At 74.1% G+C, this 20461-nt stretch carries 21 protein-coding genes; 7 read left to right on the top strand and 14 right to left on the bottom strand.

The annotated features are described in order from the left end of the window. Positions 1-18: 18 nt before the first annotated feature. Entirely contained in the window at positions 19-750 is a 732-nt protein-coding gene (locus QC283_RS21965; protein WP_279563315.1) for a VIT1/CCC1 transporter family protein, read from the bottom strand. A 246-nt stretch (positions 751-996) separates the two neighbouring features. Between QC283_RS21965 and QC283_RS21960 the strand changes: the two genes are divergently transcribed. Genes QC283_RS21960 through QC283_RS21935 form a run of 6 tightly spaced genes read left to right on the top strand, consistent with a single transcriptional unit; the run spans position 997 to position 8590 of the window. After that, positions 997-2655, top strand: a complete 1659-nt coding sequence (locus QC283_RS21960; protein ID WP_279563314.1) for an ADP-ribosylglycohydrolase family protein — start codon at positions 997-999, stop codon at positions 2653-2655. Beyond that, a complete protein-coding gene (locus QC283_RS21955) occupies positions 2652-3953 on the top strand; it encodes an ADP-ribosylglycohydrolase family protein (protein ID WP_279563313.1) in 1302 nt (433 codons plus the stop codon). Before QC283_RS21960 ends, QC283_RS21955 begins: the two co-directional genes overlap by 4 nt. After that, a complete protein-coding gene (locus QC283_RS21950; protein ID WP_279563312.1) occupies positions 3950-5173 on the top strand; it encodes an ADP-ribosylglycohydrolase family protein in 1224 nt (407 codons plus the stop codon). The genes QC283_RS21955 and QC283_RS21950 overlap by 4 nt, the downstream gene beginning before the upstream one ends. Then, positions 5161-6534, top strand: a complete 1374-nt coding sequence (locus tag QC283_RS21945; RefSeq protein WP_279563311.1) for an ADP-ribosylglycohydrolase family protein — start codon at positions 5161-5163, stop codon at positions 6532-6534. The genes QC283_RS21950 and QC283_RS21945 overlap by 13 nt, the downstream gene beginning before the upstream one ends. After that, the gene (locus QC283_RS21940; RefSeq protein ID WP_279563310.1) at positions 6516-7766 is read left to right on the top strand and encodes a CaiB/BaiF CoA transferase family protein; all 1251 of its coding nucleotides are present in this window, start codon (positions 6516-6518) and stop codon (positions 7764-7766) included. The genes QC283_RS21945 and QC283_RS21940 overlap by 19 nt, the downstream gene beginning before the upstream one ends. After that, positions 7763-8590, top strand: a complete 828-nt coding sequence (locus QC283_RS21935) for an HpcH/HpaI aldolase/citrate lyase family protein (RefSeq protein WP_279563309.1) — start codon at positions 7763-7765, stop codon at positions 8588-8590. Before QC283_RS21940 ends, QC283_RS21935 begins: the two co-directional genes overlap by 4 nt. Before the next feature lie 60 nt (positions 8591-8650). Here the strand turns inward: QC283_RS21935 and lgt are convergent, their stop codons facing one another. From lgt to hisI, 11 genes are all read right to left on the bottom strand, one after another. Continuing rightward, positions 8651-9649: a prolipoprotein diacylglyceryl transferase gene (gene lgt, locus QC283_RS21930; RefSeq protein ID WP_279563308.1), complete on the bottom strand. Its 999-nt coding sequence runs from the start codon at positions 9647-9649 to the stop codon at positions 8651-8653. A 183-nt stretch (positions 9650-9832) separates the two neighbouring features. Then, the gene (locus tag QC283_RS21925) at positions 9833-10606 is read right to left on the bottom strand and encodes a DsbA family protein (protein WP_279563307.1); all 774 of its coding nucleotides are present in this window, start codon (positions 10604-10606) and stop codon (positions 9833-9835) included. A 131-nt stretch (positions 10607-10737) separates the two neighbouring features. Then, positions 10738-11553: a tryptophan synthase subunit alpha gene (gene trpA, locus QC283_RS21920; protein WP_279563306.1), complete on the bottom strand. Its 816-nt coding sequence runs from the start codon at positions 11551-11553 to the stop codon at positions 10738-10740. After that, positions 11550-12833: a tryptophan synthase subunit beta gene (gene trpB, locus QC283_RS21915; protein WP_279563305.1), complete on the bottom strand. Its 1284-nt coding sequence runs from the start codon at positions 12831-12833 to the stop codon at positions 11550-11552. Before trpB ends, trpA begins: the two co-directional genes overlap by 4 nt. A 114-nt stretch (positions 12834-12947) precedes the next feature. Further along, on the bottom strand, positions 12948-13142 hold the full coding sequence (gene trpM, locus QC283_RS21910) for a tryptophan biosynthesis modulator TrpM (protein WP_279563304.1): 195 nt from the start codon (positions 13140-13142) through the stop codon (positions 12948-12950). A gap of 20 nt (positions 13143-13162) precedes the next feature. Then, on the bottom strand, positions 13163-13972 hold the full coding sequence (gene trpC / locus QC283_RS21905) for an indole-3-glycerol phosphate synthase TrpC (protein WP_279563303.1): 810 nt from the start codon (positions 13970-13972) through the stop codon (positions 13163-13165). A 118-nt stretch (positions 13973-14090) separates the two neighbouring features. Further along, positions 14091-14549, bottom strand: coding sequence for a DUF2752 domain-containing protein (locus QC283_RS21900; protein ID WP_279563302.1), 459 nt, complete (start codon positions 14547-14549; stop codon positions 14091-14093). A 94-nt stretch (positions 14550-14643) separates the two neighbouring features. Next, the gene (locus QC283_RS21895) at positions 14644-14895 is read right to left on the bottom strand and encodes an HGxxPAAW family protein (protein WP_279563301.1); all 252 of its coding nucleotides are present in this window, start codon (positions 14893-14895) and stop codon (positions 14644-14646) included. Positions 14896-15117: 222 nt separating this feature from the next. Beyond that, positions 15118-15759 (bottom strand): TIGR02234 family membrane protein, encoded by a 642-nt coding sequence (locus QC283_RS21890; RefSeq protein ID WP_279563300.1) that lies wholly within the window; start codon positions 15757-15759, stop codon positions 15118-15120. A gap of 149 nt (positions 15760-15908) precedes the next feature. Continuing rightward, entirely contained in the window at positions 15909-17399 is a 1491-nt protein-coding gene (locus tag QC283_RS21885) for an anthranilate synthase component I (RefSeq protein WP_279563393.1), read from the bottom strand. Positions 17400-17419: 20 nt separating this feature from the next. Next, positions 17420-17848, bottom strand: coding sequence for a phosphoribosyl-AMP cyclohydrolase (gene hisI / locus QC283_RS21880; RefSeq protein ID WP_279563299.1), 429 nt, complete (start codon positions 17846-17848; stop codon positions 17420-17422). 81 nt (positions 17849-17929) lie between these two features. On the opposite strand from hisI, the gene QC283_RS21875 reads away from it, so the two are divergent. Next, positions 17930-18565, top strand: coding sequence for a TIGR03085 family metal-binding protein (locus QC283_RS21875; RefSeq protein WP_279563298.1), 636 nt, complete (start codon positions 17930-17932; stop codon positions 18563-18565). 12 nt (positions 18566-18577) lie between these two features. On the opposite strand, the gene QC283_RS21870 is transcribed toward QC283_RS21875, so the two are convergent. Both QC283_RS21870 and QC283_RS21865 read right to left on the bottom strand, forming a co-directional pair. Next, positions 18578-19843: an MFS transporter gene (locus QC283_RS21870; protein WP_279563297.1), complete on the bottom strand. Its 1266-nt coding sequence runs from the start codon at positions 19841-19843 to the stop codon at positions 18578-18580. Between the two features lie 13 nt (positions 19844-19856). After that, complete coding sequence (locus QC283_RS21865; protein ID WP_279563296.1) at positions 19857-20444, bottom strand: ArsR/SmtB family transcription factor; 588 nt, start codon at positions 20442-20444, stop codon at positions 19857-19859. Positions 20445-20461 lie beyond the last annotated feature (17 nt).

The following is a 20461-nucleotide window of genomic DNA, read 5'->3' as shown; positions in this document are numbered from 1 at the left end:
CATAAGTTCCGAGCCGGGCTATCCTACGGCCGTTCCGAACACGCTGCCCAGGGCGTACGTCACACCGGCCGCCGCTCCACCGAGGGCGAGCTGCCGCAGTCCGCTGTACCACCAGCTGCGGGCCGTCACCTTGGCGACCACCGCGCCGCACAGGAACAGCCCGGCCAGCGCGAGCAGCACCGCGGGCCACAGCGCACTGGCACCCAGCAGGAACGGCAGGACGGGGAGCAGGGCGCCCAGCGCGAACGAACCGAACGACGACACGGCCGCCACCAGCGGCGAGGGCAGATCGCCGGGGTCGATGCCCAGCTCCTCGCGGGCGTGTATCTCCAGGGCCTGCTCGGGATCGCGCGAGAGCTGACGGGCCACCTCGCGCGCGAGGCCGGTCTCGACGCCGCGGGCCTCGTAGAGCGCGGCCAGTTCGGCCTCCTCGTCCGCCGGGTGCTTCCTCAGCTGTTGGCGTTCCACGTCCAGCTCGGCCTCGACGAGTTCGCGCTGCGAGGCGACGGAGGTGTACTCGCCGGCAGCCATGGAGAAGGCGCCGGCGGCCAGGCCGGCCAGGCCGCTCAGCACGACGGTCTGCTGACCGGCCGCGCCGCCAGCGACACCGGTCATCAGGGCGAGGTTGGAGACCAGGCCGTCCATCGCGCCGAAGACGGCGGGGCGCAGCCAGCCGCCGTTCACGTCGCGGTGCGTGTGGTTGTCACGGTGCGCCTCGTGCAGCGGCGCCGCGGTTTCGATGATGGCCATGAGGGTCCCCCCGGGAGGTTGGTTCGGAAGCCAGTTTGGACAAGTTCTACTTCTCGACAACACCCAATCTACGCCGGTCATTTCCGTGTCGCCAGCAAGGAAAGGCTGGGCTTACCTGCGGTTTTACCCTCTGGCGCTCATCCGTGATCTTGGCTGCACACATGTCGACCGGGTGACGCTGAGGCCTGAGAGGCTGCGCGGCGCACCGCACCGGGGACACATCCGCAAAGGGAGAGGAGAGGCCGCATGGCATCAACCGCCTGCATTCCCCCGGCCCCCGCGTCCGGGGACGCCGTCGGACTCCGCGAACGGGCCCGGGGCGCGCTGCTCGGACTGGCCGTCGGGGACGCCCTCGGGGCTCCGGCCGAGAACATGAAACCCTCCGAGATCCGAGCCCGCTGGGGTCGCATCACGGGCTACGTGGCCAAGAAGCCGGCCGGCACCGATGACACCGAGTACGCGATCTTCTCGGGCCTGCTGCTGGCCCGCTACGGCTCCGCGCTCACCCCGGCCCATGTCGAGACGGCGTGGCACGAGTGGATCGCGGACCGGGAGGAGGGCCCGTTCCGGGGCGCGGGCTTCAGCGAACGCGGCACCCTGGAGAACCTGCGCCGCGGTCTGGCCGCCCCGGTCTCCGCCCAGCACCGTCATGCCTGGAGCGACGGACTGGCCATGCGGGCGGCGCCCCACGGTGTGTTCGCGGCGGGCCGTCCCGCCGAGGCGGCCCGGCTGGTGGCGATCGACGGGTCGGTCAGCCACGACGGCGAGGGCATCTACGGCGGCCAGGCGGTGGCGGCGGGAGTCGCGGCGGCGATGGCGGGGGCGCCGCCCGTCGCGGTCGTGGCCTCCGCCCTGGCCGTCGTCCCGGACGACTCCTGGACGGCCCGCTGCCTGCGCCGCGCGATGACGGCGGCCCATCTCGGCGAACGCGCCGTCCGCTCCGCGGTGGTCATCGGCGGCTACCCCTGGACCGACCTGGCGCCCGAGGCGGTCGCCCTGGCCTTCGGGGCGTACGCGGCGGCCGACGGCGACTTCACGGACGCCGTGCTGACGGCCGTCAACATGGGCCGCGACGCCGACACCACGGCAGCGGTGGCCGGCGCCCTGGCCGGCGCCACCCAGGGGGCCGCCGCCATCCCGGCCGAGTGGGCGGCGGCCATCGGCCCGGCCCGCGGCAGCTGCCTGCCGGCGATGGCCGGACACCATGTGCTGGAGGTGGCGGATCTGCTGACGCGGGACGCGGAAGCCCCGGAAGACCGCTCCCGCACCACCAGGCCCGGGGACACCCCGCGGGACGCGCCCCCTCACCGGGGCGACACCCCGGCCGAACGCGCCACACCGCACGCCGGATCCGTACCGGGCCCCGTCGGCGCGGACCCCACCGGGCCGGCGCGGACACCGGGGCACGGGCCGGGGCCCGCAGCGGGGCACGGGCCCGGCGATGGGCTCGCTCCGGAAACGGAGCCAAGACCAGGGCCCGCAACGGCGCACGGGCCGGGCAACGACCTCGCTCCGGAAACGGAGCCAAGACCAGGGCCCGCAACGGGCCAGGGACAGGCGCCCGCACCGGAGCACGGGCAGAAGCCCACACCGGATCGAAGGCCCAGGCCCGCACCGGGCCATGAGCACGCCCCGGAACCGGGCGACGGCCCCGCCCCGGAACCAGGCCATGGGCTCGCCCCGGAACCGGGCGACGGCCCCGCCCCGGAACCGGAGGGCAGGAGCGCTCCGGCACCCGGCCACGCGCTCGCAGGGCACGGCGACTCCGTACGGATCGACACCCTCGCGGCACCGGGCCGGCGCCCGGCGCGGCACGGTGCGCCCGTACCGGAGGCGAGCCTCGCCGGGCGGGAAGGGAACGAACCCGTGCCGGACGGCGACGCGAGGGCGGGGGTGACACCGTGAGCAGGGCACGTCCCGCAGGTGAGGAACCGGTCACCACCGCGTACGTCGCCCCGCCCGGCGCCCCGGAGGAGGCCGCGCCCACCGGGAGCGGGCACCGGCCGGGGACCGAGCCCGCCACACCGCCCCGCACACCAGGGACCGCGCCCGCCACACCGCCCCACCCGGCAACGCGCCCCGACCGCGTCGAAGGGCTCCTCCTCGGACTCGCCGCGGGGGACGCCGCCGGCTGGCCCGCCGCCCGGCACCGGGCCGCCCGGATGCCCGAGTGGACGCGCCGCCTCACCCGCGAACTGGACACCTTCGCCGAGCGGAACGCGACCACCACCCTCCCCGTCCCCATCGCCCTGAACCAGCCCCCGGAGCCGCTGCGCCTCGGCCCGTCGGACGACGCCGAATGGGCCGCGTTCGCGGCGGAGGCGGTGCTGCGCGCCGGGGACGACAGCGCGCTCGGGGACCTGAGCCGGGAACGCCGGATGCGCGCCGCGATCGACCTGACCTGGAACGCCGTGGCAAGCGAGGTGGCCGCCGCGGCGGAACGCGCCCCCGAGGTCGAGTCGGCCGTACTTCCGCTGCGCGCCCGCATCTCGGTACGAGCCGGGCTCGGCAACCTCGCCACCGGCCTGCGCCCGCCCGCCACCGGCCACGACAACCCGCACTACTTCGACGACGCCGCCTGCGTGAGGGCCTGCGTCCTCGCCGTCGCCCACCCCGGCGCCCCGCGTCTCGCCGCCGACCTCGCCGAGTTCGACGCCCGGTACACCCAGGACGGCGACGGCGTGCACGGCGCCCGGGCCATGGCGGCGGCACTGTCGTGCGCCCTCGACGGCGCCGGTGTGCGCGCCTGTGTGACGGCCGCGCTCGCCGAGCTGCCCGAGGATACGGAGATCGCCCGCAACGCCCGCCAGGCACTGGCGCTGGCGGCGGACGCCGAGAGCGCCTTCGCCCTCGTCCCGCTGCTGGAGCACGGAATCGTCGACCACGTCTACAGCTACGGCATCGCCGCCGCCGAGACCGTCCCGGTCGCCCTCGCACTGGCCACCGCCGCCGGGGGCCGCCTCGCGGAGGCGGTACCGGCGGCGGCCTGCCTCTCCCGGCTCGCGGACTCCGCCCCCGCCCTGGCGGGCGCCCTCACCGGCGCACTGGGCGGCGGCACGTCGATCCCGGCGCCCTGGCGGGAGACCTGCCGCACGCTCCCCGGCTGCGTACTGCCCCGGCTCACCGGCACCGACCTGGTCGAGCTCGCCGGACGCCTGTACGCCACGCAACCGTCCCGACCAGAAGGGCGACAGACGACATGAGGACACCCGGCACAACGGACAACGCCACAACGGACAACGCCACAACGGACACCGGCACGGCCGGCAACGGCACGGCGAGCCTGGAGGAGCGCGTCACCGGCGCCCTCGTCGGCGCGGCCGTCGGCGACGCGCTCGGCGGCCCGGTCGAGGGCTACTCCCCCGAGCAGATCCTCGAACGCCACGGCGGCCGCGTCCACGGCGTCGTCGGCCCCTGGAACGGCGACGACTGGCGCACCGCCCGCCCCATCGCCCCGTACCACAAGGGCGACGGCCACGTCACCGACGACACCTTGATGACCCACGCGCTGGTACGGGTGTACGGCACGGTCCGCGACCACCTCGACGCCCACTCGGTCGCCGAACACCTGGTCCCGGACCTGATGACCGCCCCACGCTGGATCCCGGAACTGGAGGCCGAGGCGCTCCCGCTCCAGCGGATCTTCCTGGCGGAGAAATGGCTGGTCGCGAGGATCCACTACGGCCACGTGGACCCCCGCGAGGCGGGCACCGGCAACATCGTCAACTGCGGTGCCGCGATGTACATGGCCCCGGTCGGCCTGGTCAACGCCGCCCACCCGGCGGGCGCCTACGCCGAGGCGCTGGACATCGCGGGCGCGCACCAGTCGTCGTACGGCCGGGAGGCGGCCGGTGTCCTCGCGGCGGCGGTGGCCGCGGCCTGCGCGCCCGGGGCGACGCCGGACTCGGTGGTGGCGGCCTGTCTGTCCCTGGCGAAGGACGGCACCCGGGCGGCGATCGAGGCGGTCTGTGAGGCGGCCTCGCGGTACTCGGACTTCGAGTCCGCGCTGGGGCCGCTGCGGGAGGCGGTGGCGCCGTACGACACGGTGGGCCCCGACTACCGCGCGCCCTCCCTGGCCGCCCGCCGCCCGTCCCGCGTGCACGCGATCGAGGAACTGCCCGTCGCCCTCGGCATGCTGCTCGTCTCCGGCGGCGACTACCGGCACGCGGTCCTCGGCGCGGTGAACTACGGCCGCGACTGCGACTCCATCGCCACGATGGCGGGCGCGCTGGCCGGGGCGCTGGGATCGCCGGTCCCGGAGGACTGGGCGAAGACGGTCGCCGAGGCGAGCCGCCTGGACCTCTGGGAACCGGCCGCGACGCTCACCGCGGTGGCCCGGGAGGTCTTCGGACGCGACAGGGCGCGGCGCCGCGCCCACGAGCGGGCGTTCACCGCGATCGGAGGGGCGGGATGCTCCGACTGACCTGGGTACAGCCCGAGGACCTGATCGGCCACGAGCTGCGCCAGGCGGCGCAGGACGGCCGCGACCCGTCGGCGATCGCGGCGCGCTGGCGAGCGGCCGGCGGCTCCGAGGCCCCCGCCCGGGCCGGCGCGTCCTCCCGGCCTGCCTCCCCCCGCCTGCGCCTCCTGGCGGAAGACCTACTGGACGAACTGGCCGGCCTGCCGAGTCCCCTGGCGGACGCGGAGCCGACGGACCTGGACCGGATCCGGGCCCTGTGCCCCGACTGGCCCACGCCGCGCCCCGCGACCGTGTCCCGTGCCCGCCTGGAAGCCGCCTGGCTGGGCAGAGCCGTCGGCTGCCTCCTCGGCAAACCCGTCGAGAAGCTCCCGCTGACCGGCATCCGGTGTCTCGCCAAGGCCACCGGCAACTGGCCCCCGACCACCTACTTCACCGCCCGTGGCCTGTCCGAGGACCTCACCGGCGCGTACCCGTGGAACCGCCGTTCCGCGCCCACCTCCCTCGCCGAGAACATCGACGGCATGCCCGAGGACGACGACCTCAACTACCCCCTCCTCGGCCTCCTGCTCCTCCAACGCCACGGCAGGACCTTCACCACCGCCGACGTCGCCCGCGTCTGGCTCGACGAACTCCCCGCGGGCCGCGCCTTCACCGCCGAACGCCTCGCCTACCGCAACCTCCTCGCCGGCCTCGAACCCCCGCACACCGCCCGCCACCGCAACCCCTTCCGCGAGTGGATCGGCGCCCTGATCCGCGCCGACGTGCACGGCTGGACCAACCCCGGCGACCCGGCAGCCGCCGCCGAGCAGGCGCACCGCGACGCGACCCTCACGCACACCGCGGGCGGCGTCCACGCGGCGATGTTCGCGGCGGCCGTCATCGCCACCGCCGCCACCGGCGCCCACGACGTCCACGCCTGCCTGCGCGCCGGCCTCACGGTCGTACCGCCCGGCTCCCGCCTCGCCGAAGCCGTCCGGCACGCCGTCCACCTCGCCGAGACGCACGCCGACTTCGACGCCGTCGTGGACGCGCTCCACGCCCGCCACTCCCCCACCCACCACTGGGTCCACGCCGTTCCCAACACCGCCCTGATCGCCGCCGCCCTCACGCACGCGGACGGCGACTTCACCGGTTCGGTCTCCCGCGCGGTGTCCGGCGGCTGGGACACCGACTCCAACGGCGCCACCGCCGGCAGCGTCGCCGGACTCCTCGCCGGTTGTCCCGCCGCCCTGCCCGAACACTGGACGGCCCCGCTGAAGAACCGCCTGGCCACCTCGGTCGGCGACTTCGACGGCACCGGCTTCGACACCCTCGCCCACCTCACCCACCGGGAGGCCACCCGCCCATGCCCCAGCCCCACCTGACCGCTGATCCCGCGTCCCCCGCCGGTCCGGGCTCCCCGGGCTCCCCGGCCTCCCCGCTGACCGGTCTGCGCGTCCTCGACCTCGCCACCCTCTTCGCGGGCCCGCTGGCCGCCACCATGCTCGGCGACTTCGGCGCCGACGTCGTCAAGGTCGAACACCCCGACCGGCCCGACCCCTCCCGGGGCCACGGCCCGTCCAAGGACGGCATCGGCCTGTGGTGGAAGCTGCTGGGCCGCAACAAGCGCACGATCACCCTGGACCTGTCCAAACGCGCCGGCCGCACCACCCTGCTCCGCCTCGCCGCGACCGCGGACGTCGTCATCGAGAACTTCCGCCCGGGCACCCTGGAGAGGTGGGACCTGGGCTGGGACGAGCTGTCCGCCGTCAACCCCCGCCTGGTCCTCGCCCGGGTCACCGGCTTCGGGCAGTTCGGCCCGTACGCGCGCCGCCCCGGCTTCGGCACCCTCGCCGAGGCCATGAGCGGCTTCGCCGCGATGACCGGCGAGCCGGACGCGCCCCCGACGCTGCCGCCGTTCGGCCTCGCGGACTCGATCGCCGCCCTGGCGACGTCGTACGCCGTGATGACCGCGCTCGCCGCGCGCGAACGCACCGGCGAGGGGCAGGTCGTCGACATGGCGATCATCGAGCCGATCCTGACCGTGCTGGGCCCGCAGCCCACCTGGTACGACCAGCTCGGCCACGTCCAGCCGCGCACCGGCAACCGCTCCCAGAACAACGCCCCGCGCAACACCTACCGCACCGCCGACGGCACCTGGGTCGCCGTCTCCACCTCGGCCCAGTCGGTCGCCGAGCGCGTGATGCGCCTGGTCGGCCGCCCGGAGCTGATCGACGAGCCCTGGTTCGCCACGGGCGCCGACCGGGCCCGGCACGCCGACGTGCTCGACGCGGCGGTCGGCGACTGGATCGCCCGGCACAGCCGCGCCGACGTGCTGGCCGAGTTCGAGAAGGCCGAGGCGGCGGTCGCCCCGGTCCAGGACGTGCGGGACGTGATGGCCGACCCCCAGTACCAGGCCCTCGACAGCGTCACCACCGTCGACGACCCCGAGCTGGGCCCCCTGCGCATGCAGAACGTCCTCTTCCGGCTCTCCGCGACCCCCGGCGCGATCCGCTGGGCGGGGCGCCCGCACGGCGCGGACACCGAGGAGGTGCTGACCGGGCTGGGCCTGACCCCGGCGGACGTGAAGGAGCTTCGTGAGGAGGGCGTCGTATGACCGCAGCATCCCCGCTGACCTGGCTGTACGCCCCCGGGGACCGGCCCCGGGTGGTCGCCAAGGCGCTCGCCGCGGGGGCCGACGTGGTCGTGGTCGACCTGGAGGACGCGGTCGCCCCGGACCGCAAGGACTACGCCCGCGAGGCCACCGCCGAGCTGCTCGGCGAGCCGCAGCCGGTACCGGTCCACGTCCGCGTCAACGCCCTGGACGGACCGCTCGCCGCCGCGGACCTGACGGCACTGGCCAGGCTGCCGGGGCTCTCCGGGCTGCGGCTGCCCAAGGTGACGTCCCCCGAGCAGATCACCGGCGTCGTGGCGGCCACCGGCGGGCCGCCCCTGTACGCGCTCCTGGAGACAGCGCTGGGCGTGGAGCGGGCGTACCTCATCGCCGGCGCCCACGCCTCGCTGCGCGGCATCGCTCTCGGCGAGGCGGATCTCCGCGCCGACCTGGGCGTACGCGGTGACACCGGCCTGGACTGGGCGCGCTCGCGTGTGGTCGTGGCCGCGCGGGCGGCGGGGCTGGCGCCGCCGTCGCAGACGGTGCATCCGGACACCCGGGACCTGGAGGGCCTGGCGGCGTCCTGCGCCCACGGCCGCGCGCTGGGCTTCCTCGGGCGTGCCGCGATCCATCCCCGTCAGCTGCCGATCATCGAGCGGGCCTATCTGCCCACCGAGCGGGAGCTGGAGGAGGCGGAGACGATCGTCAAGGCGGCCACCGCGCAGCCGGGCGCGCTGGCGCTGCCGGACGGGCGGTTCGTCGACGCGGCGGTGGTGGCGACGGCCCAGCGCACCCTGTCGCTGGCCCGGCGGCCCGTCCTGTCCTGACACACGCCGAGGGCGCCCGGAGAGTTCCGGGCGCCCTCGGCGACGTACGGCGGCGGTCCGTCAGCCCTTCTTGGCCGAGTCGGCTCCGTCCTTCACGCCCTTCACGTCTTTCACGTCCTTCTCCGTGCCGTCCTCTTCGTCCTGGGGACCGGCGTCGGTCTTCTCGGAAACGGCGTCGGCGTCCGTGGAGCCGGCGTCGGAGTCGTCCTTCGCGTCGTCCCCGGCGTCGCCGTCGGAGGACTCCGTACCCGGCTCGACCACCTGCTCCCGGCCCGGCCGCATCCGCGCCGAGAGCACCATGTACACCACGGCGAGCAGGAACACGAAGAGCGCGGTCCAGTTGTTCAGCCTGAGGCCCAGGATGTGGTGGGCGTCGTCGACGCGCATGTACTCGATCCAGAACCGGCCCGCGCAGTACGCGGCGACGTACAGCGCGAACGCCCGCCCGTGGCCGAGCTTGAAGCGGCGGTCGGCCCAGATGACGAGCACGGCGACGCCGACGCACCACAGCGACTCGTACAGGAACGTCGGGTGGTACGTGCCAGGTACCCGGCCGTCGGCCGACGAGGTGATCTCCACGGCCCAGGGCAGGTCGGTGGCCTTGCCGTACAGCTCCTGGTTGAACCAGTTGCCCCAGCGGCCGATGGCCTGCGCGAGGGCGATGCCGGGGGCGACGGCGTCGGCGTACGCGGGCATCGGGACGCCCATGCGCCGGGCGCCGATCCAGGCGCCCAGCGCGCCGAACGCGATCGCGCCCCAGATGCCGAGGCCGCCCTCCCAGATCTTGAAGGCGTCGACCCAGTCACGGCCCTCGCTGAAGTACAGCTGGTAGTCCGTGATCACGTGGTAGAGCCGGCCGCCGACCAGGCCGAACGGAACGGCCCAGACCGCGATGTCGGCCACCGTGCCGGGCCGCCCGCCCCGGGCGACCCAGCGCCTGTTGCCGAGCCAGACGGCAACGAAGACGCCGATGATGATGCAGAACGCGTAGCCGCGCAGCGGGATGGGACCGAGGTTCAGCACCCCGCGCGACGGGCTGGGAATGAAGGCAAGTTCCATGGCAGGGTCGACGCTACCGTGTCGGACGGGGCCCGCGGCGGGCAGCCCGGCTACGGGTCCGTAACGAGCGGACGGAAAGAGCGCCCCCTCTGACATCCGGCGGACGCCCACGGACGCCCCCAGGCATCCACGGACACCCGAGGACACCCCGTGGGCGCGCTCCGCCGCCGTCCCACCGCCGCGCTACTTGTCGGCGTCGGACACCATCTGCTTCAGCTTCTCCGGTGTCATGGAGCGGTCCTGGTAGATGTTCTTGCCGTCCAGCAGGACGGTCGGTGTGCCGCCGAAGCCGCCGTCGAGGAAGGCCTCGTTGGACTTCTCCACCCAGCTGTTGTGCGTACCGTTCTTGACGCACTCCTGGAAGAGGGTGGTGTCGAGGCCGTCGACCTCGCGTGCCAGGTCGAGCAGCTTGTTCTCGTCGGCGAAGGCGTCGTCGCTCTCCGCCGGCTGGTTGGTGAACAGCACATCGTGGTACGGCGTGAACTTCCCGGCGTCCTGGGCGCAGGCCGCCGCGTTGGCCGCCTTGCGGGAGCCGGTGCCGCCCATGTTGCCGTCGATGATCGTCGCCAGGTGGTACTCGACCTTGAGCTGCCCGGCTTCGGTGAGCTCGTGGATCGTGTCGCGGTACGCCAGCTCGAAGGTCTTGCATGCGGGGCAGCGGAAGTCCTCCCAGATGGTGAGCGTCGACTTGGCGCTCTCCTTGCCGACCGGGATCGCGAGGCTGTCCTTCCCCTGCGCGCCCGAGGGCGCCACGACCGGGCCGGCCTCCTCGCCGCCGTCGTCCTTGCCCGCGTTCGCGCCGAGCACGCCGATCACCGCCGCGAGCCCCAGGACGCAGACCACGCTCGCGCCGACGATCAGCGCGCGCCGGCGCTTGTCCTTGGACTTCTGCTTCTCGCGCTCGGCCGCCAGCTTCTGACGGGCGGTGCGCTTTCCCTCTCGGTTCTTCTCGCTCACACCCCGCAGAACGAACCGGGGAGGCGCAGCGCGCCTCCCCGGTCCCAGGTCCACTCGTACGAGGGACCCCTGTCACGTGCCTGTCTGTCACGTGCCTGTCTGTCGCCTACCTGTCCGGCACGTGTCTGGCGTCACGCCTGTCCGCGCACGCCCTTCGCCAGGTCGGCGGCGAGCGTGCGGACGCCCTCCAGGCCGGCCGCGTCGTCGGGGGCGTCCAGCATGCGCTTGACGAACGCCGAGCCGACGATCACGCCGTCGGCGAAGCCGGCCACCTCGGCGGCCTGCGCGGCGTTGGAGACGCCGAGCCCGACGCAGACGGGGATGCCGGTGGTGGCGCGGGTGCGCCGCACCAGGTCCTCGGCCTGCGCGCCGACCGACTCGCGGGTGCCGGTGACGCCCATGAGGGAGGCGGCGTAGACGAATCCGCTGCCGGCCGCGGTGATCTCGGCGAGCCGCGCGTCCCTGCTGCTGGGCGCGACCACGAAGACGGTGGCGAGCCCGTGCTTGTCGGCGTGCTCCCTCCACAGCGCCGACTCCTGGACGGGCAGGTCGGGCAGGATGCACCCGGCGCCGCCCGCCTCGGCCAGTTCGGCGGTGAAGCGCTCGACGCCGTAGCGGTCGATGGGGTTCCAGTACGTCATGACGAGGATCGGCTTGCCGGTGGCCGCGTGCGCCTCCCGGACGGTGCGCATCACGTCGGCGATGCGGACGCCACCGCGCAGGGCGATGTCGTCGGCGGTCTGGATGACGGGCCCGTCGAGGACGGGGTCGCTGTGCGGCAGGCCCACCTCCACGACGTCGGCGCCGCCGTCGAGCGCGGCCTTGATCGCCGCGATGCCGCCGTCGACGGTGGGGAACCCGGCCGGCAGGTAGGCGATGAGGGCGGAGCGGCCCTCGGCCTTCGCCGCGGCGAGGGTGTCGTTCAGCAGTCGCACGTTCCCGCTCACTTGGCGTCCCCCTCGATCTCGGCGGTGCCGGCCTCGTCGGCGGCGACCTCGGCGTCGGTGTCGTACAGCCCGAAGTAGCGGGCGGCGGTGTCCATGTCCTTGTCGCCGCGGCCGGACAGGTTGACGACGATCAGCCCGTCCTTGCCCAGCTCCTTGCCGACCTCGATGGCGCCGGCCAGCGCGTGGGCGGACTCGATGGCCGGGATGATGCCCTCGGTGCGCGACAGCAGGCGCAGTGCCTGCATGGCGGCGTCGTCGGTGACCGCGCGGTACTCGCCGCGGCCGGAGTCCTTGAGGTAGGAGTGCTCGGGGCCGATGCCCGGGTAGTCCAGGCCGGCCGAGATGGAGTACGGCTCGGTGATCTGGCCCTCGTCGTCCTGGAGGACGTACGAGCGTGAGCCGTGCAGGATGCCGGGCTCGCCCTCGGTCAGGGTGGCCGCGTGCTCGCCGGTCTCGATGCCGTGTCCGGCGGGCTCGCAGCCGATGAGGCGGACGTCCGCGTCGGGGATGAAGGCGTGGAAGAGGCCGATGGCGTTGGAGCCGCCGCCGACGCAGGCGATCGCGGCGTCGGGGAGGCGTCCGGCCTGCTCCAGGAGCTGGCGGCGGGCCTCGACGCCGATGACGCGGTGGAAGTCGCGCACCATCGCCGGGAAGGGGTGGGGGCCGGCGACGGTGCCGAAGAGGTAGTGGGTGCGGTCGACGTTGGCGACCCAGTCGCGGAAGGCCTCGTTGATCGCGTCCTTGAGCGTGCGGCTGCCGGACTTCACGGCGATGACCTCGGCGCCGAGCATGCGCATGCGGGCCACGTTGAGGGCCTGGCGGCGGGTGTCGATCTCACCCATGTAGATCGTGCAGTCGAGGCCGAAGAGCGCACAGGCCGTCGCCGTCGCCACGCCGTGCTGGCCGGCGCCGGTCTCGGCGATCACCCGGGTCTTGCCCATGCGCTTGGTGAGCAGGGCCTGGCCGAGCACGTTGTTGATCTTGTGTGAGCCGGTGTGGTTGAGGTCCTCGCGCTTGAGGAAGACGCGGCAGCCTCCGGCCTGCTCGGCGAAGCGGGGTACTTCTGTGAGGGAGCTGGGGCGGCCGGTGTAGTGGACCAGCAGGTCGTCGAGCTCACGGGCGAACTCGGGATCGGCCTTCGCCTTGTCGTACTCGACGGCTACCTCGTCGACCGCCGCGACGAGGGCCTCGGGGATGAACTTGCCGCCGAACTCGCCGAAGTAGCCCTCGGCGCTGGGGATCTGACCCTCCGGGTCGGGGATGAAGAAGTTGCTGGGCATGCGTGAACCTCACGGTGAGTGTCTGGTGTGGGCACTTTCGCCGTGGGGCGCGGGTTGTCGTCTGCCGACTGCGGGCCTTGTGGCTGGTCGCGCCCGCGCGACGGAGTCGCATGTTCAGTACAGCCCCGCGCCCCTTACGGGGCGCTGCTGCCATCGCATGCCGTTGACCTGTCCGGGTTCGTCTCCGATGACGTACCGCACCCTGCGGCCGTGCACCCTGCGTGCGGGCGCGCGGCAGCCCCGGGGCCGGCAGCCGCGCGCGAGGCGGGCGTACGGGTCCCTGGGGGTCGGGGTGAGCGGGAGCGTCATCGTCGGCGAGTCTAGCGGGGTCAGCCGCGCCCGTGCCGCAGTGCCGGGTGCTCCCCGGCCGCGACGAGGTCGGAGACCGCCGTCTTCGGGTCACGGCCGGTGACCAGGGACTCGCCGACCAGGACGGCGTCGGCCCCCTCGTTGGCGTAGGCGATGAGGTCGTGCGGGCCGCGGACGCCGGACTCGGCGACCTTGACGATGTGCGCGGGGATCTCCGGGGCGACCCGTTCGAACGTGCCGCGGTCGACCTCGAGCGTCTTCAGGTTGCGCGCGTTGACGCCGATGACCTTGGCGCCGGCGTCCACCGCGCGCTCGACCTCGTCCTCGTCGTGCACCTCGACGAGCGGGGTGAGCCCGATGGACTCGGCGCGCTCGATCAGCGACTCCAGCGCCGGCTGTTCGAGGGCCGCGACGATCAGCAGCACGAGGTCGGCGCCGTGCGCGCGGGCTTCCCACAGCTGGTACGAGGTGACGATGAAGTCCTTGCGCAGCACGGGGATGTCCACGCTCGCGCGGACCGAATCCAGGTCGGCCAGCGAGCCGCCGAAGCGGCGCTCCTCGGTGAGGACGGAGATGACGGCGGCGCCGCCCGCCTCGTAGTCCGCGGCGAGTCCGGCCGGGTCGGCGATGGCCGCCAGCGCGCCCTTGGACGGGCTGGAGCGCTTGACCTCGCAGATGACCTTGACGCCGTCGCCGCGCAGGGCGGACACGCCGTCCTTGGCGGGGCGAGCCTTGGCCGCGCGCTCCTTGAGCTCGTCGAGGCTGACGCGCGCCTGCCGTTCCGCGAGGTCGGCACGGACTCCGTCGATGATCTCGTCGAGCACACTCACGCGAGCGGCCCCCTTTCAGACGGCGAAACCTGTGGTCACTTGTGATGGTATCCGGAGCGCGGCAAGGGCCTCGCATCCGGTTGACGGCGATCCCACTACCTGGACGTTCACCAGGTGATCAAGGGACGAGCCAGCCACCGAACGGCAGGTTCCGGACAACGGTGAAGACCAGCAGCAACGTCCCCAGCGTCCACAGGTGCACCGGTCCGAGATCGATCCGCAGGGGACGGCCGCGCACCACGCGGACCACCCAGACGGTCCACAGCACGGCGAAGCCCAGATAGCCGAGGACGGCCGGCGCGTTGGCGTGCAGCGCGGTCAGCAGGTCACCGTGGGCGAAGGCGTGGGCGCTGCGCAGGCCGCCGCAGCCCGGGCAGAGGATGCCGGTGAAGCGCAGCAGGGGGCAGACGGGGTAGTGGCCGGGTTCGCCCGGGTCCACGTTGCGCACGTAGGTGAAGGCGCCGACGACGGCCGCGAGCACTCCGGCCGGGACGGCCAGGCCCAGGAGCGTGGGCGTGCCCCGTGTCACGGCCCCGCTCCGCGTCGGCTTCCCCGTCTCGGCATCCACGCACCGCATTCTGCCCCCGCCGGGCCGTGAGCGCACGTGAGGGGCGGCTCCGGCACCCTCGTGCCGATCCGCCCCTCGGCAGCGGCGTGACCGCCGTGCCCGGTCAGCCCTTGGCGCCGGCCGGCTCGCGCTCGCCGGCGACCTGGTGCACGGGGTGGTTCGACTTCGGCTGGCCGAGACCCATCATGCGCATGATGCCGCCCACGGCACCGCCGAGAAGCACGACCGCCATGCCGGCCCAGAAGCCCACCGGCTGGGCCGCCACCATGAACACGCCCGCGACGCAGAAACCGATGAAGGCGATGATGACACCCGTCCAGGCGGCCGGGGTGTGACCGTGGCTGCTGCCCGACATTGCTTGCTCCTCGTTGCTGTGTGCCAAGTCTGAGCAGGACGCTCGTGCCCATTGTCCCGCACGGGCGCGCGCGGTGTGAGCGGGGGTGGTCCCCACGCGCGGGCTGCTCCCACGCGCGGGCCGCTGCCCACGCGCGCGTGGCGATCGCCCGGCGCCCGGGGCGCGCGTGCCGTGTCGACGGGTGCCCCCGTGCGCGCGGGTGAACCGCCGGCCCGGGGCCTGTCAGGCGCCGGTCGGGTCCTCGCCCCGGTCGATGGCCTTCCAGAGGTCCTCGGGGCGGTTCGGGTCGACGGTCTGGGGGGTGCGGCGCGGGCGCGGGGTGCCGTCCCGCTCGTAGCGGCCGGACATCGCGGGCCACAGGCGGCCGTAGCGCAGGGCGAGCAGTCCGGCCAGCAGAAGCAGGGCGCCGCCCACGGCCGCGACGTAGGGCCAGGCGGTGTGGGAGAGGGCGTCCACGGTGGCGGAGGTGTCGCCGGCGGCCTTCGCCGCCTGTTCGTCCAGCGCGGAGCTGTCGGAGGCCCCGGCCAGGGCGGCGGCGACGGTGCCCGCGCCGCTCAGCGCGAGCAGGGCGGCGACGGCGAACCGGCCCGCGCGGCGCACGGCGAAGACGGCGACGAGTGCGGCGAGGCCCACTATGGCGAGCGCCGCGGGTACGCCCGTGACGTCGCTGCCCTTGGCGGTCAGGGGGAACGCGCCGCCGGCCACCATGGCGGTGCCCTCCGCCCACTCCTGCCGGGTGGCGAGCAGGGCGACGGCCGCGCCGAGCGCACCGCACAGCAGGGCGGCGGCGAGGCTGCGGCGGCCGGCCCGGGCGGGTCCTGCGGCTGGGGTACGGGGGTGAGGAACAGCTGTCACGTACTCCACTATCACCCGAACCCCGGGCGAACCATCACGCGGGGCTCGGATTGGCGGACGTGAGAATCGCCCCACCGCCTCCGCCCGAGCCCCCACCGCCCCCGCCCGAGCCCGCTGCCGGGCGGCCGGATCGCCCCTGCCGCCCCGTCCCGTTCGCCCTATCGCCCCAGGCGGTTGGCCGTGTGCACCGCCCTCAGCACCGCCGCCGCCTTGTTGCGGCACTCGGTGTCCTCGGCGACCGGGTCGGAGTCCGCGACGACTCCGGCGCCCGCCTGGACGTAAGCCGTGCCGTCGCGCAGCAGGGCGGTGCGGATGGCGATGGCGGTGTCGGAGTCGCCCGCGAAGTCGAGGTAGCCGACGCAGCCGCCGTACAGGCCGCGGCGGGACGGTTCGAGTTCGTCGATGATCCGCAGGGCGCGCGGCTTGGGAGCGCCGGAGAGCGTGCCGGCCGGGAAGCAGGCCGTGAGGACGTCGAAGGCGGTGCGGCCCGGGGCGACCCGGCCGGTGACCGTCGAGACGATGTGCATGACGTGCGAGTACCGCTCGACGGACATGAAGTCGACGACCTCGACCGAGCCGGGTTCGCAGACCCGCCCGAGGTCGTTGCGGCCGAGGTCGACGAGCATGAGGTGCTCGGCGCGCTCCTTGGGGTCGGCGAGCAGCTCGTCGGCGAGCGCCTGGTCCTCCTGCGGGGTGGCGCCGCGGGGCCGGGTGCCGGCGATGGGGTGCACCATGGCGCCCCCGTCCTCGACCTTGACCAGCGCCTCGGGGGACGAGCCGACCACGTCGAAGCCGTCGAGGCGGAAGAGGTACATGTACGGGGAGGGGTTGGTGGCCCGCAGCACCCGGTAGACGTCCAGGGCGCTCGCGGTGCACGGCGTCTCGAACCGCTGGGAGGGCACGACCTGGAAGGCCTCTCCCGCGCGGATGCGCTCCTTGATGTCCTCGACGGCCTCCTGGAAGTCGGGGCCGCCCCACAGCGCGGTGTACTCGGGCAGCTCGGACGGCGGCAGCGCGGCCGGGGGCTGGGCCACCGCGCGCGTGAGGTCGGCCTCCATGGCGTCCAGGCGGGCCACCGCGTCGGCGTAGGCCTCGTCGACGCCCGTTTCGAGGTCGTTGTGGTTGATCGCGTTGGCGATCAGCAGGACCGAGCCCTCCCAGTGGTCCATGACGGCGAGGTCACTGGTGAGCAGCATGGTCAGCTCGGGGAGCTTCAGGTCGTCGCGCTCTCCCGGGCCGACCTTCTCCAGGCGGCGCACGATGTCGTAGCCGAGGTAGCCGACCATGCCGCCGGTGAAGGGCGGCAGGCCGAGGTCGTGGGCGAGGTCGCGCGGGGTGTGCAGGGCCTCGACCGTGGCGCGCAGGGCGGCGAGCGGGTCGCCGTCGGTGGGGACGCCGACGGGCGGGGTGCCCTGCCAGTGGGCCTGTCCGTCCTTTTCGGTGAGGGTGGCGGCGCTGCGGACGCCGACGAAGGAGTACCGGGACCAGGAGCGGCCGTTCTCCGCGGACTCCAGCAGGAAGGTGCCGGGGCGTTCGGCGGCGAGTTTGCGGTAGAGCGCGACCGGGGTGTCGCCGTCGGCGAGGAGTTTGCGGCTGACCGGGATCACCCGGCGGTCGGTGGCCAGCTTGCGGAAGGTGTCCAGGTCCATGACGTCCATGGCGGCAGACCCTACTGATCCGCTGCGGGCGCGTCGGCACCCGCGCCCGTCACGCCGCCCGTGCCGTCCGAGGCGTCCGTGAGGAGCACGTCGGCGTCGAAGCAGGTGCGGTCGCCGGTGTGGCAGGCGGCGCCGACCTGGTCGACCTTGACCAGGAGGGTGTCGGCGTCGCAGTCCAGGGCGACGGACTTCACCCACTGGAAGTGTCCGGAGGTGTCGCCCTTGACCCAGTACTCCTGTCGGCTGCGCGACCAGTAGGTGCAGCGCCCGGTCGTCAGGGTGCGGTGCAGTGCCTCGTCGTCCATCCAGCCGAGCATCAGCACCTCACCGGTGTCGTACTGCTGGGCGATGGCGGGCAGGAGACCGTCGGCGCCGCGCTTGAGGCGGTCGGCGATCTCCGGGGCGAGCGGGCTGGTCGGCCGGGGGGAGCTGCTGGTCATGCGCCCATTGTGCCGCGCGGGACGGACACGCCCCGGCGCTGTCCATTGGGCGGACCCGGCCGGCGGCCGTAGGCTGACTCCATGTCGACTTTCGCCAAGCGTGAACGACTTCTGCTCGCGGACCTGTTGGAGACGGCGGGGCCGGACGCTCCGACGCTGTGCGACGGCTGGCGGACCCGTGATCTCGCCGCGCACGTGGTGGTGCGCGAGCGCCGGCCGGACGCCGCCGGGGGCACCCTGATCAAGCAGCTGGCGTCCCGGCTCGACCGGGTGATGGAGGAGTACGGGGCGAAGCCGTACGAGGAACTGATCCAGCTGATCCGCACCGGCCCGCCGCGGTTCTCGCCGTTCTCGCTCAAGCAGGTCGACGAGGCGGCGAACATCGTGGAGTTCTACGTCCACGCCGAGGACGTCCGCCGTGCCCAGCCGGACTGGTCGCCTCGCGAGCTGGACCCCGTCTTCCAGGACACCCTGTGGTCCCGCCTGGAGCGCAGCGCCCGCCTGATGGGCCGCGGCATCCCGACGGGCCTGGTGCTGCGCCGGCCGAACGGCCAGACGACGGTCGCCCACCGCGGTACCCCGGTGGTGACGGCGACCGGCGAGCCGTCCGAACTGCTGCTGTTCGCGTACGGCCGGCAGAGCGCCGCGAAGGTGGAGCTGGAGGGCGAGAAGGAGGCGATCGCCCGGCTGCACGAGACGAAGCAGCTCGGCATCTGAGCGCGGGGGCCGCTACTTGGGCAGTTCGGCCCGCCGCACGCCGGGCGCGCTCAGGGCGACGATCCCGCCGAGGGCGCAGACCGCGCCGCTGACGGCGAAGACCGGGCCGGTGCCCCAGACGCCGATGGCGGCGGCGGACAGCGGCATGCTCAGCGGCGCCACGCCGAGGCTGACGATTCCGCCGACCGCGGTGACGCGCCCCAGGTAGGCGGGTTCGGACTGGGTCTGCAGCAGGGCTCCGCACATGGCGCCGCTGAGCCCGGTGAGCAGCCCGATGATCACCGAGATGCCGACGGCCGCGAGGAGTCCGGGCGCGTGTGCGAGGGCGCCGATCGCGGCCGCGCCGGGGATGATGGCACCGGCGGCGACGCACCCGGCGCGCGGCAGGCGCCCCCGTACGGTCAGCAGCAGGGCGGCGACTGCGGCTCCCGTGCCGAACCCCGCGAGCACCCAGCCCATCCCGAAGGCGCCCCAGCCGCGCTCGTCCGCGAGCAGGGTCAGGCCGATGTTGAGGGGGCCGACGAAGCCGAGGTCGCCGAGGGCGATGGTCACCATCAGCGGGCCGAGGACGCGGTGCCGGCGGATGTAGCGGAGCCCGCCCACCAGGTCCCGCCACGCGGTGGTGTCCCCCGCGGCGGCAGTGGCGGTCGCGTCGTCGGGCGGCAGCTCGCGCATCCGTACGGAGATCAGCAGCGGCACCGACACGGCGATCAGCAGCCCCGCGAACGCGAAGGCGGCCGCCGCGCCGCCGACCGCCACGCCGAGCCCGCCGAGCGGCGCGCCCACGACGGCGGCGAAGCGGACCGCGAGGCCGCGCATGCCCTGGACCCGGGCGAGCTGGTCCTTGCCGGTGATCCGGGCCGGGAGCGCCCCGACGGCGGGCAGGAAGAGGGCGTCGACCGTGCCGAAGACGACGGCGAGCAGGGCGAGGAGCCACAGCCCGGGGTCGGTGGCGAACAGCACGGCGGCGACGGCAAGGACCGTGGCGCACCGTACGGCGTCGCTCCCGATGACGACCTTCCGCGGTCCCAGCCGGTCGGCGACCACGCCGCCTCCGAGCATGAGCAGAGCGCGCGGCACCGCACTGACGGCGGTGACGATGCCGGCCTCGGCGGGGCTGCCGCTGCGCACGGCGGCCCAGGACAGCGCCAGGAAGAAGACGGTGTCGCCCACCATGGAGGCGGTGTAGGCGGCGACCCAGCGCAGGACGTTGGGGTCGCGGTGGGCGGGTACGGCGGTGGTGGCGGTGGTGGCCCCGGGTATGAGCGTGTCCGGCACGGGCGTGGTCCCCTCAGACACGGAACGGGAACCCGTACACGTGCAGCGCCACGTTCTCGCGCCCCTCGGTGTCGCCGGCGGCCTCCGCGGCACGGCCCTTCTCGTCGTACTTCTCCGCCAGGGCGAGCAGCTCCGCACCCAGCTCGGCCAGTTCGGCGGGGGTCAGGCGCAGCAGGGACTCGTTGTCAGGAGCGGCCGTGTTCCACTCCGGCCCCCAGGTGGGGCGCTCGTCGAGGTAGCGGCGGTACATGCCGACGCGCTGCTCGTGGAAGAGCCGGGTGGCCGCGAGGTGGGCGGCCGCGCGCTCGGGGGCGTCGCGGAAGTTCTCGTCGCGGATGCTCACGCTGGTCGAGGAGGGCTGCCACCAGCGCTCCCGGCCGTCCGTGCTCTGCCGCTCGGCCTCCTCGACCAGTCCGTGCTCGGCCAGCTTGCGCAGGTGGTAACTGACCAGGGAGACCGCCTCGTCGACCTGCTCCGCGAGCTGTGAGGCGGTCGCCGTGCGCGCCACGCACAGCCCGCGGTACAGCTGCATGCGCAGGGGGTGCGCCAAGGCTTTGAGGGTGCCCAGGTCGGTGATGGGGCGGTTCTCCTCGCGGGTCATGACGTCACCGTAGTCAG

Origin of the sequence: Streptomyces sp. DH41 (assembly GCF_029813785.1) — a bacterium.
GTDB lineage: Bacteria > Actinomycetota > Actinomycetes > Streptomycetales > Streptomycetaceae > Streptomyces.
This window is presented reverse-complemented; position numbering and strand designations above follow the sequence as displayed.

Excerpts from the sequence above, each read along its gene's own strand:
- QC283_RS21865 (WP_279563296.1), bottom strand. The coding sequence starts at position 20,444 with ATGACCCGCGAGGAGAACCGCCCCATCACCGACCTGGGCACCCTCAAA.
- QC283_RS21900 (WP_279563302.1), bottom strand. The coding sequence starts at position 14,549 with ATGCGGTGCGTGGATGCCGAGACGGGGAAGCCGACGCGGAGCGGGGCC.
- QC283_RS21945 (WP_279563311.1), top strand. The coding sequence starts at position 5,161 with ATGCTCCGACTGACCTGGGTACAGCCCGAGGACCTGATCGGCCACGAG.
- QC283_RS21940 (WP_279563310.1), top strand. The coding sequence starts at position 6,516 with ATGCCCCAGCCCCACCTGACCGCTGATCCCGCGTCCCCCGCCGGTCCG.
- QC283_RS21935 (WP_279563309.1), top strand. The coding sequence starts at position 7,763 with ATGACCGCAGCATCCCCGCTGACCTGGCTGTACGCCCCCGGGGACCGG.
- QC283_RS21895 (WP_279563301.1), bottom strand. The coding sequence starts at position 14,895 with ATGTCGGGCAGCAGCCACGGTCACACCCCGGCCGCCTGGACGGGTGTC.
- trpB (WP_279563305.1), bottom strand. The coding sequence starts at position 12,833 with ATGCCCAGCAACTTCTTCATCCCCGACCCGGAGGGTCAGATCCCCAGC.
- lgt (WP_279563308.1), bottom strand. The coding sequence starts at position 9,649 with ATGGAACTTGCCTTCATTCCCAGCCCGTCGCGCGGGGTGCTGAACCTC.
- trpM (WP_279563304.1), bottom strand. The coding sequence starts at position 13,142 with ATGACGCTCCCGCTCACCCCGACCCCCAGGGACCCGTACGCCCGCCTC.
- QC283_RS21885 (WP_279563393.1), bottom strand. The coding sequence starts at position 17,399 with ATGGACCTGGACACCTTCCGCAAGCTGGCCACCGACCGCCGGGTGATC.
- hisI (WP_279563299.1), bottom strand. The coding sequence starts at position 17,848 with ATGACCAGCAGCTCCCCCCGGCCGACCAGCCCGCTCGCCCCGGAGATC.
- QC283_RS21875 (WP_279563298.1), top strand. The coding sequence starts at position 17,930 with ATGTCGACTTTCGCCAAGCGTGAACGACTTCTGCTCGCGGACCTGTTG.
- QC283_RS21950 (WP_279563312.1), top strand. The coding sequence starts at position 3,950 with ATGAGGACACCCGGCACAACGGACAACGCCACAACGGACAACGCCACA.
- QC283_RS21960 (WP_279563314.1), top strand. The coding sequence starts at position 997 with ATGGCATCAACCGCCTGCATTCCCCCGGCCCCCGCGTCCGGGGACGCC.
- QC283_RS21965 (WP_279563315.1), bottom strand. The coding sequence starts at position 750 with ATGGCCATCATCGAAACCGCGGCGCCGCTGCACGAGGCGCACCGTGAC.